The 11,105-nt window shown below is 68.2% G+C and carries 7 protein-coding genes; 3 read left to right on the top strand and 4 right to left on the bottom strand.

From position 1 onward, the window contains the following. Positions 1–25: 25 nt before the first annotated feature. Together ABIC78_RS09630 and ABIC78_RS09635 are read right to left on the bottom strand one after the other, a co-directional pair. Entirely contained in the window at positions 26–1,015 is a 990-nt protein-coding gene (locus ABIC78_RS09630; RefSeq protein ID WP_354489272.1) for a FecR family protein, read from the bottom strand. Then, complete coding sequence (locus tag ABIC78_RS09635; protein WP_168352235.1) at positions 1,012–1,530, bottom strand: RNA polymerase sigma factor; 519 nt, start codon at positions 1,528–1,530, stop codon at positions 1,012–1,014. The genes ABIC78_RS09630 and ABIC78_RS09635 overlap by 4 nt, the downstream gene beginning before the upstream one ends. A gap of 124 nt (positions 1,531–1,654) precedes the next feature. Here ABIC78_RS09635 and ABIC78_RS09640 point away from each other — a divergent pair, with 124 nt between their 5' ends. The 3 genes from ABIC78_RS09640 to ABIC78_RS09650 all read left to right on the top strand — a co-directional run bounded on the left by ABIC78_RS09640 (position 1,655) and on the right by ABIC78_RS09650 (position 8,022). Then, positions 1,655–4,198, top strand: a complete 2,544-nt coding sequence (locus ABIC78_RS09640; protein WP_354489274.1) for a TonB-dependent receptor — start codon at positions 1,655–1,657, stop codon at positions 4,196–4,198. Positions 4,199–4,339: 141 nt separating this feature from the next. After that, on the top strand, positions 4,340–6,649 hold the full coding sequence (locus tag ABIC78_RS09645; RefSeq protein ID WP_168352233.1) for a TonB-dependent receptor: 2,310 nt from the start codon (positions 4,340–4,342) through the stop codon (positions 6,647–6,649). Positions 6,650–6,663: 14 nt separating this feature from the next. Beyond that, complete coding sequence (locus tag ABIC78_RS09650; protein WP_354489276.1) at positions 6,664–8,022, top strand: amidohydrolase; 1,359 nt, start codon at positions 6,664–6,666, stop codon at positions 8,020–8,022. 16 nt (positions 8,023–8,038) lie between these two features. Here ABIC78_RS09650 and ABIC78_RS09655 read toward each other — a convergent pair whose 3' ends face one another. Both ABIC78_RS09655 and ABIC78_RS09660 read right to left on the bottom strand, forming a co-directional pair. Further along, entirely contained in the window at positions 8,039–9,415 is a 1,377-nt protein-coding gene (locus tag ABIC78_RS09655) for a carbohydrate porin (RefSeq protein WP_354489278.1), read from the bottom strand. Positions 9,416–9,460: 45 nt separating this feature from the next. Continuing rightward, positions 9,461–11,104: a PTS fructose transporter subunit IIC gene (locus ABIC78_RS09660; RefSeq protein ID WP_354489279.1), complete on the bottom strand. Its 1,644-nt coding sequence runs from the start codon at positions 11,102–11,104 to the stop codon at positions 9,461–9,463. Position 11,105: the final 1 nt, after the last annotated feature.

Below are 11,105 nucleotides of genomic sequence, written 5' to 3' on the forward strand. Positions count from 1 at the left end.
AAGCTCGCTGAAAAGAATGGCTTGGTTATTGTGTCTGGGCTGAAGGGTGAGCGGCGGCGGCGGCCGGCTGGGCCAGCGCGCCGGGGTGGCCCATGGCGGCGACCGCCGCGATCAGTGCCTGAGGATCATCGATGCGGAACGTGCCGCTGACCGGCAGGCTGCCGACGCGGGCATCGCGCAGCACCAGCGGCCGCGCCAGATAGCGGTTGAAGCGCGCGACCAGGGTGCCGAGCGGCTCGGCGTCGGCGGCGATCATGCCATCCTGCCAGCCGGGCGTGCCGGCGGGATCGGCCTGACCCAGCAGCGCTGTCTGGCCGCGCAGGGTCAGGCGCTGGCCGGGCGCGAGGCGACGCGGCGCCAGGCCGGGGGCGGCCACGTCCACCGCGCCCTCGATCAGGGTGACGGCGGCGGCATCGCCATCGCGGCACACTTCAAACACGGTGCCCACATCGGTCACGGCCAGATCGCCGGCGGTCACGCGGAACGGGTGCGCGCCATCGTGCACCACGCGAAAGAACGCGCGGCCTTGCGCCAGGGTGGCGCGGCGCTGGCCGCCATCGGTGCCGACCAGCACGCGGCTATGCGCGTCAAGCGTGATCGCGGTGCCATCAGCCAGGGCCACGGTGCGCGGCGCGGCTGCGCCGTTTTCCAGCGCGCGCATGGCCAGCTGCGGCGCGGCGGACTGCGGCACGCTACCCGATCGCATCGCCAAGACGCCGCCCACGCCCACCGCCAGCGCACCAAGCGTGGCGGCCACCGCCAGCCATGGGCGGCGCCGAATGGTGGGCGGGGCGGTACGGGCCAGCGCCGCGGCACGCAGGGCGGCAATCTCGTCGCTCTGCGCGCAGCCATCGAGCGCCTGCCACAGCGCCTCCACTTCGGCCAGGGCGGCGCGGGTGGGCGCATCGCCGGGCACGGGCACGGGCCGCCCGCCGCGCCGTGCGGCAAAATGCACGATGGCCGCCTCTTGCGCCGTGCGTTCCTCGCGCCCGTCAGGGCTGTGGTCCGCGCTCATTCCTCGATCTCCAGCAACAGGCGCAGCGCCTTCATGATATGCTTTTCCACGGAACTGACCGAAATCCCCATGCGGCGGGCAATTTCGGCATAGGCCATGCCTTCGAACCGGTGCAGCACGAACACGTCGCGCGTCCGCTCGGGCATGGTCGAAAGCCGGTTCATGATGACGTTGAGCGCCTCCTTACCTTCCAAGACGCGCTCGGGCGTGATCCACTCAACGGGATGATCATTTTCTTCCAGCGACCGGTGCGCGCGTTCGTGGCGCACCCCGGCGCGGCGGGCGCGATCGTGCACCACGCTGTTGGCGGCAGTGAACAGATACGCGCGCGGATTGTCCACCGCGCCGCTGTCGAGCCGCTCGTGCGCGCGCAGCCACACGTCCTGCACGGCATCGTCGACATCGGCGGCATTGCCCAGCCGGCGCCCCAGCCAGGCGCGCAAGGCGCGGCGGTGGCGTTCGAACCCGGAAAGGGGTGCCTCGCCCGCCGGGGGGATGATCCGTTTCGATGACATTGACGGGTAAGCTAGCCAAGCCGCGCGCCGTTTGGCAAGCTGATGGACAATGAGGGAAAAATCGGGCGCCATCGGGTGCCGGCCGGCCTGGCTGCAGCGGGGGCGGGCTGGCGTGCCTTGGGCCATGGCCAGGCTGGCCGTGGCGGCGCTGGTGCTGCCTGCGGTTTTCGGTGTTGCGCGGCCGGTCCATGCCCAGGGCCGGCCAGGCATGGCCCCGTTGCGCCTGCCGGCCGCGCCTCTGGCTGATAGCCTGCGCACACTCGGCCTGGCCACGCACACCACGATCATCTTTGCGCCGCAGACCGTAGCCGGCCGCCGCGCGCCCGCCATGGTGCTGGTGGGTGATGTCGCGGCCATCGCGCGGCGCCTGGTGGCGGGCAGCGGCCTGGTGGTGCGGCGATCCGGCCTGCGCAGCCTGCTGATCCTGCCCGCGCCGCCGCCGCGCGCGCCAGCGCCCGAGGCGCCGCCACCACCGGTGCTGGCGGCGGGCGATATCATGGTCACCGCGCTGCGCCGCCCCACCTTGCTGGCCGATACGCCGATCAGCATGGTTGCCCTGCGCGGGGAAGACCTTGGCCATGATCACGCCACTACGTTGGCCGGCCTGGCGCGGCTGGCGCCCAGCCTTACGGTCACCTCTGCCGGAACCGGGTTCAACCGCCTGAGCATGCGGGGCGCCTATGCCGCCGGTGAAGCGACCGTGGCGCTCTATTTTGGCAACGTGCCGGTGGCCGGGCCTGGCGGATCGACCAGCGATCCCGGAATGATGACGCCCGATCTGGTGCTGGCCGATGTGGAACGGGTGGAGGTGCTGCGCGGGCCGCAGGGCACGCTCTATGGCACCAGCTCGCTGGCGGGAACGGTGCGCGTGCTGTTTCGCGGCGCCCAGCTTGACCAGCGCAGCCTGGCGCTCGACAGCGCGGCCACACTTACCCAGCACGGCGCGGCGGGGGCAAGCACCACGGCCGTGATCAACCTGCCGCTGGCCGCCGGGACCGTCGCGCTGCGGGCAGTGGGCTGGCGCGAATACCAGGGCGGCGTGATCGACATGCCGCGCCTGGGCCGGCGCAACAGCGATGACCAACTGCGCGAAGGCGGCCGGCTGGCGCTGCGCTGGCAGATCGCGCCCGATTGGCGGGCAGACCTGGCGGGGGTGTGGCAGCGCAGCCGCATCGGCAACAGCCACAGCACGATTGGCGGCGGCGCGCCCGATCAAACCGCGGCGCAGGTCATCGTACCGTTTTTTGATACCTTTGCCATGGCCTCGCTCGATCTGCATGGCCGGCTGGGCGGCGGCGGGGTGAGCCTTGACGCCACGGCGGCGCGATCATGGTGGCGGCCGCACCGCTTCTGGGATTTCACGCAAAGCCAGCTCAATCATCTCGACGATGCCGCCGCGTGCGCGGCCTTGGCCGGTCTGGCCAGTGGCAGTTGCAGCGCCGCGCAGATGGCGGGATACAATCGCCTGCTGCTGGCAAGCAGCCCGACGCTGGTGGATCAACCCCTGGCAGTCGACGTCAGCAGCGGCGAGGTGCGCCTGTCGGCCGAGGGCCGAATGACCTGGACCGCCGGCCTCTTTGCCAGCCGGCGCAGCGATGACGGGCAAAGCGCCAGCCTGGGCGTGAACCCGGCTACCGGGCTGGCGCGGCCCGGAACGCAACCAACCTCGCTGCGCCGCTTTGCCAGCCAGCTCGATGAATATGCGCTGTTTGGCGATGGCAGCTGGCGCGCGCTGCCCTGGCTGATGCTGTCGGGCGGGCTGCGCTATTTCCACTATGCGCGCACTACGCAAAGCGTGGTCACCCTGCCCAATCCATTCCTGGGCCCGTTTGCACCATCGTCGCTGGCGATGGCCACCCGCGCGCATGGGCTGGTCGGCCGCGCGCGGGTAGAGGCGCGGCCATCGTCGCGCGTGCTGGTCTATGGCCAGGTATCCAACGGCTTTCGCCCGGGCGGCAGCAATGTGGTGCCCGGCCTGCCGCAAGCCCTGGCCAGCTATGCCGACGATCGCCTGGAAAGCTGGGAAGTGGGCACGCGCCTGTCGGGCCCGGCGCGCAGCTGGCATCTTGATCTTAACGGCTTTCACCAGCGCTGGTCCAACATGCAATATGCCGCCGTTTCGGCCGATGGCAGCTATGCCTTCATCACCAACATCGGCACGGCGCGGATCAACGGGGCGGAATTGTCTGCCGGCGTGGCGCTGCGCGGCGGCTGGCGGGCCAAGCTGCAGGGCACCGTGACCGATGCGCGGCTGGTGCAAGACCAGGTTTCGGGCGCGGCCACCACCGATGGCCGCGCGGGCGAGGCGCTGCCCTATGTCGCGCCCTGGGCGGCGAGCGTGGAACTGCGCCGGGAATGGGCGCTGGGCCAAAGCCAGGGCGCCGATGGGGGCTGGCGCGGCGATGGCGGGCTGTTCTTGCACTATGCCGGCCGGGCGTGGAGCGCGTTTCGCGGCAGCACGGTGATCGATCGCCTGGCGCTGGGCGGCTTTGCCGCGATCGATGCCGATCTGGCGATCGCGCGCGGGCCCTGGCGCCTTGGCGTGTTCGTGCAGAACCTGGCCAATGGCCGCGGCCGCGTTTGGGCCGGCACGACCGGCGGCAGCGACATGGTGACCTATCAGCGGCCGCGCACCGTGGGGCTGACGCTGCACAGCGAATTGCGCTGACCAACTTTCACGGGCCAGAAAATTCACTGACAAGAAAAAAATCTGCCCCGTCGGGTGAGGGGGTGACGCTGCCCTGCGTCTAGCCAGGCAAGGGGGCCGGGACTGCGCGGCACACCCTGGAACAACGACAGGGAGCATACCATGAGCAAAGCCATTCTGGCCGTTTCCGGCCTGATCACCGCGCACGTCTTGTTGGCAGGCACTGCCTTTGCCGCCGATGCCGCGCCGGCAGACACGCCGGCCGCCGCCGCCCCCGCGCCGCAGGCCGATGGCACCACCGGCGGCGATATCGTGGTCACCGCGCTGCGCCGTGCGTCAACCGTGCAGACCACCCCGCTCAGCATCGTGGCGCTTTCGGGCGACGGCCTGGCCAAGACCGGGGCAACCCAGCTCAATGACTATTTCCGCCAGATCCCCAACCTCAACGTCACCAGCGGCGTGGCCGGATCGAACCGCATCTCGATCCGCGGCGTCAACGCGGCGGGCGAGGCGACGGTGGGCCTCTATTACGATGAAACCCCGGTCACCGGCCCTTCGGGCACCACGCAGGATTCCGGCGCCGTGGCGGCCGATCTCAACCTGTTCGATGTGGAGCGGGTGGAAGTGCTGCGCGGGCCGCAGGGCACGCTCTATGGCGCCAGTTCGATGGCCGGCACGCTGCGCGTGATCTTTCACAAGCCCGATTACGACAAGGTGGAAGCCGGCGGCGAAACCCAGGTGACCACAACCGAGGGCGGTTCGGCCGGCTATTTCCTGCGCGGCATGGTCAACCTGCCGGTGGTGACCGACAAGCTGGCGGTGCGCGTGGTGGGCTATGGCGAGCGCAAGCCTGGCTGGATCGACAACGTCACCTATGGCACGCAGAACATCAACCGTTCCACCAACTGGGGCGGGCGCGGCATCATCGGCTTCAAGCCCGATGCGCTGACGACGATCACCGCCACGCTCAGCTATCAAAAGGGCGACGCGCCCGATCAGCAGGGCTGGTATCCCAGCGTCGGCCGCTACAAGACCAATTCGCCCGCGCAGTTGCCGTTCCACACCGAAATGCAGCTCTACAACCTCAAGGGCGATCGTGACCTGGGCTTTGCCACGCTGACCGGCACGGCCAGCTATTACAACTACAACTATATCCGCACGATCGATTTCACCCCGTCGGTGCGGGCCTATGCCACCTCGCCCGCGCAGTGCGCCCGCGCCAATGGCGCCACCTGCACCAGCGACCAGTTCGCCGCCTATCAGGCCGCGGGCCTTGCGCTGTTGCCGGCTGCCGGCTTTCAGCCTGCGTGGGTCCATTCGCAAAACTATGAGGCGCGGCTTTCCTCCAACGCGGCGCAGATGCCGGCCTGGTTGGAATGGACGGTGGGCGTCTATTACGAAAACCGCAAAGACCATATCGACAGCAACGTGATCAGTGAAAACGCCAGCGATGGCAGCATCACCCTGCCGATTACCCCGCTGGTCTATCGCTATGTCGAAACGCGCTCGCGCCAGATTGCCGGTTTTGGCGAAGTATCGCTCAAACCGCTGGCCGGGCTGACCATCACCGGCGGCCTGCGCTATTACGATTATAGCAAGACCACCAGCGGCCAATCCTATATCACCAACTTCTACACCGGCACGCTGGCCGCGCCGTTCAGTGCGGCGACGACCACCGCCAACGGCTGGCTGGAAAAGTTCAACGTCAGCTATCGCATCACCCCGCGCGTGATGGTCTATGCCAGCGCATCCAAGGGGTTCCGCCCGGGTGGCGCTAACAACATCCCCGGCCTGGCCGCCAATCTGGTGTCGTACAAGCCCGACAGCCTGTGGAACTATGAAGTGGGGGTGAAATCGAGCTGGCTGGGCGACAAGCTGGTGCTCAATGGGGCGGCGTTCAACATCGAGTGGAGCAATATCCAGACCTCGGCCCGCACCGCCGATGGGCTCTATGCCTTTCTTACCAATGCCGGCCACGCACGCATCCGCGGGGTTGAGCTTGACCTGACGGCGCGGCCGGTGCGCGGCCTGACCCTGGGTGCGGCGCTGGGCTATACCGATGCCCACCTGACGCAGGACCAATCCTCGTCCGCCGTGCTGATCACCGCATCGACAGGCAAGGCCGGGGATCCCATCCCCAATACGCCCGATCTTACCGCGTCGGCATCGGCCAGCTATTCCTGGGCGCTCAATTCGCGGTTCGATGCGCTGGTCCGTGCCGATGGCGCCTATACCGGCCATCAGGAAGGCACGTTCCGCCCCAACGATCCCTATCACACCGCCTATGGCAACTATGCCACGGCGAACCTGCGCGTGGGCGTGGAGAACCGCGAGATGGGCGTCTATCTGTTCTGCAACAACCTGACCGACACGATGGGTGCCATCGCGGTCACCAGCGGTTATGGCTATACCAACCTGACCTATTCGATCCAGCCGCGCACCTGGGGCCTCAACGCCCGGTTCAGCCTGTAAGCAAAGGAACTGTCATGGCTTTTACGCACACACTCCGCCGCCGGCTGGCGCGGGCCACGGGCCTTGCCCTGACGCTTGCTGCCGTGCCGCAACTGGCCCAGGCCGCGCCGCTCGATCCCGTGGCGGCGCGCGCGGCGATCGATGCGCAGCTCGCAAAAATCTATCCCTCGCTCGATGCGCTGTACAAGGACATCCACCAGCATCCCGAAGTCGGCTTTCAGGAAACCCGCACCGCCGCCTTGCTGGCGGCGCGGATGCGGGCGCTGGGCTTTACCGTGACCGAGCATGTCGGCCAGACCGGGATCGTGGCGGTCTATCGCAATGGCGATGGCCCGGTGGTTTTGGTCAGGACCGAGCTGGACGCGCTGCCGCTGGAGGAAAAGACCGGTCTGCCCTATGCCAGCCATGCACAGCAGACCATCGATGGCAAGCTGACCCCCACCGATCACGCCTGCGGCCATGACAGCCATATGGCCTGGTGGGTGGGTACGGCGCAGACGCTGCTGGCGCTCAAGGACAAGTGGCACGGCACGCTGGTGTTCATCGGCCAGCCGGCCGAGGAAAAGGCCGGCGGCGCCAAGGCGATGCTGGCCGATGGCCTGTTCACCCGCTTTCCCAAGCCGGACTATGCCTTTGCCGCCCATGTCGGCCCGGATGTGGCCGGGCATGTGACGGTCAAGCAGGGCGCGGTCAGCTCTGCCTCGGACTCGGTCGTTGTCACGTTTCATGGCCAGGGCGCGCATGGCTCGATGCCGGACAAGAGCATCGATCCGATCGTGATGGGCGCGCACTTTGTCGATGATGTGCAGACGGTGATCAGCCGGCAGAAAGACCCGCAGAAGTTCGGCGTGATCACGGTGGGCGCGTTCAACGCCGGTTTCGTGCCCAATATCATTCCCGATACCGCCGTGCTCAAGCTGACGCTGCGATCCTATGATCCCGATGTGCGCAAGCTGCTGCTCGATGGCGTGGGCATCACCGCGCGCGCTGTGGCGAGCATGGCCCGCGCGCCCGAACCGGGGGTTGACCATACCGAGGCGACGGCGTCGGTGGTCAACGATCCCGCACTGGCCGGGCAACTGGCCGGTATCCTCAAAACCGCGCTGGGCGAGAACCAAGTGGCGCTGGTGCCGGCGATGATGCCGGGCGGCACGGCGAGCGAGGACTATTCCGAATACGTCAACGCCGGGGTGGCCAAGTCGGTGTTCTTTGGCGTGGGCGGCAGCGATCCGGCGATGCTCGCGCGGCTCAAGGCCGAGGGCAAACCAGTGCCGGTCAACCATTCGCCATTCTTTGCCCCGCAACCCGAACCAACGATCCGCGCCGGGGTGGAAACGCTGACCCTGGCGGTGCTGGGCGTGGCGGGGAACTGATCCCCGCCACTGCACGTCAGCGCCCGAAGAAGGTCGGGCCGTCGAGCGTGAACTTGAAGCCGAAGACCAGCGCATCGCGGGTGTTGGTGGGGTTGAACGGCGCCCCGGTGTTATCGGGGTGCAGCACATATTGCACGTTGGGCGAAATGCGCAGGCCCGGCACCACATCGGCGCCATAGGCCAGTTCCATCATCACCTCGTGGCGGTGCACGTTGTCTTCGCCGCCGGCGGCCAGGCGCGCGGCGCGCATGCGCGCCATCGCCAGGTCGGAAAAGCGCTGATCATTGATGACAAAGCCCAGCGTATCGGTGTCGCGCCCCTTGAACGTGCCGGTCTGGACGATCCCGAAATCGAGATAGCGGCTTTCCTCCACCTGGCCCGACAGGTTGGTCATCGCCACGCCAAAGATCGAAAGGCCGCGCCGGCTTTGCGGATCGGGCCGGGTCAGTTGCTGGTCAAAGCGGGCATAGATCCCGCTGCGCCCGTGCAGCGTGCGTGCCGGGCGTCCGGTGAGAATGGCGATGCCGCCGGCATCGTCGCGCAGCGGATCGGCATAGTCGGCGCGGTCGAACCAGCCGCCCAGAATATAGTGGCCGGGCAGGCGGGTCTCACCCTTGTCATCGGCATAGCCCAGTTCCCACGGCACGATCACCCCCGTGCGGTTGGCCGAGGAGAAGTTGAAGCCATCATCGTTCCAGCGCTTGCGATCGGGGTTTACTTCATAGACCCCGGCATGGGCGAACCAGCGCGGCGCCACCCACAGCTTGGCCTGGGCCATCCAGCTTGACGCCGGGAAATAGGTGAAGTTGCTGTTCTTGAAGACGAAGGTGGGGTTGCCGCAGGTCGAATTGGTCTGGAACAGGCAATAGAGCGGCGAATTGAGGAAGTGGATGTTGGCCTGGCTGCGCCCGGCCTCGATCACCAGGCGATCGTTGAGCAGCTTCTGCTCCCAGGTCAGGATCGCCAGGTGGGTGTTCTGCGTGCCCCACACTTCCTGGACCGAGGTATTGTTGCCCAGCGCAATGCCCGACAGGCTCTTGCCGTGGCGGTTGGTCACGGCCACGTGGATCGTGGCGCCACTGATCCCGGCGATGCGATCCATGTCGAGATCGGCACCCACATAGACCTGGCCGGTATAGGCGCTCTTGCGCGCCAGGCCGCCGGTCACGTTGCCGGCGGCTTCGCCGGTATAGCTCCATTGCAGGGTGACGCCTTTGTCGGCCAGCGGTTGCAGCGGCTGGCGCGCGGCGGGCGTCTGCCCGGTTGCCGGAAGCGTTGGCGGGGGCGGGGGAGCGGCATCATCGGCCAGCGCCGGGGCGGCAGAGGCGAGGAGAGCAGGCAGCACGAGGGCGAGGGCGCCTGCGCGGCAGGCACCATGGGGCAGGGCGAACATGGGTTTTGCTCCTTGCGGCCGGGGGCTGGCCGCATGTGAAAGGGTTCAGGCGGTGGCGGGCAGCGTGGCCGGGTCTTGGGCGGGGTTTGCGGCCAAGGGGCGGCGCAGCAGCCCGGCGAGCAGCGCGGTGGTGAGCGTGCCGGCGGCAATCGCCACGGCATAGGCGGCCAGGTGGGTGACCGCGCCGGGGATCGGCAGCACGAACACGCCGCCATGCGGCACGCGCAGTTCCACGCCCATCGCCATCGAAATCGCCCCGGCCAGCGCCGATCCGGCAACGAAGGCGGGGATCATGCGCAGCGGATCGCGCGCGGCAAAGGGGATCGCCCCTTCGGTGATGAACGCCAGGCCCAGCACCGCCGTGGCCCCGGCGCCATCGCGTTCCTCTGCCGAAAAGCGGTTGCGGAACAGGACTGTGGCCAGCGCGATGCCGAGCGGCGGGGTCATCCCGGCGGCCATCGTTGCGGCCATCGGCGTGTAAACCTGGCTGGCGATGAGGCCGACGGAAAAGGCATAGCTGGCCTTGTTGACCGGGCCGCCCATGTCGAACGCCATCATCGCGCCCAGGATCAGGCCCAGCGCAATGGCGCTCGATCCCTGCATGCCGCGCAGCCATTCCGTCAGGAACGAGAGCACGGCGGCCACCGGCGTGCCCACGGCATAGACCATCAACAGCCCGGTCAGCAGCGTGCCAAGCAGCGGCAGGATCAGCATGGGCTTCAATCCCGCCAGGTTGCGGGGCAGGCGGATGGCGCGGTTCAGCGCGTCCACGCCATAGCCGGCGATGAAGCCCGCGACGATCCCGCCGAGAAAGCCCGCGCCCTGGCTGGCCGCGATCATGCCGCCGATCATGCCCGGGGCAATGCCCGGCCGGTCGGCGATGGAATAGGCGATATAGCCCGCGAGCGCCGGCACGATCAGGGCAAAGCCGCCCTTGGCGCCGATCTCGAACAGGGTGTGCGCCAGGGTGCCGGCGGCGGCATCGTCGTTGGCGTGAATGCCGCCCAGGGCAAAGGCCAGCGCGATCAGCAGGCCGCCCGCCACCACGAAGGGCAGCATGAACGAAACCCCGGTCATCAGGTGCTTGTAGGGGCCGGTGCGCTCTGCCTTGGCCGGGGCGGTGGTTTCTTCCCCGCCTGCCTGCACGCTTGCTTCAGCCAGAGCGCGGGTGATCAGCGCGGCGCCGCCGGTGATCGCCGGCTTGGTATTGCTGGCAAACACACGCTTGCCGGCAAAGCGGGCGCGATCGACCTCGCGGTCAGCGGCGATGATCACCACGTCGGCCTCGGCAATTTCCTGCGCGGTGAGCGGCGTGCCGGCGCCCACCGAGCCTTGCGTTTCGATGCGGATGGCATGGCCCAGTTCAGCCGCGCCCTGTTGCAGCCCTTCGGCCGCCATGAACGTGTGGGCAATGCCCGTGGGGCACGAGGTGATGGCGACGATGCGCGTTGGCGTGGCATCAGCGGCCGGCGCGGCGGCCAGGTTGGCCAGCACAGCGGCGGGATCGGCCAGCACGGCATCGACCGGGACCACCCGCGCGGACGGATGGGCCAGCGGCGCGGCATCGTCGAGGGCAAGTTGCACCTCCACGTCGAGCCCGGCCTCGCGCGCGGCCTTGCGCAGCGCTTCGGCGGCAAGCACCGCTTCCACATCGCGCCCCGGCGCGGCGATCAGCACATGATGTTTCATG

It is taken from the genome of Novosphingobium sp. 1529 (genome assembly GCF_040544855.1).
Lineage (GTDB): Bacteria > Pseudomonadota > Alphaproteobacteria > Sphingomonadales > Sphingomonadaceae > Novosphingobium > Novosphingobium capsulatum.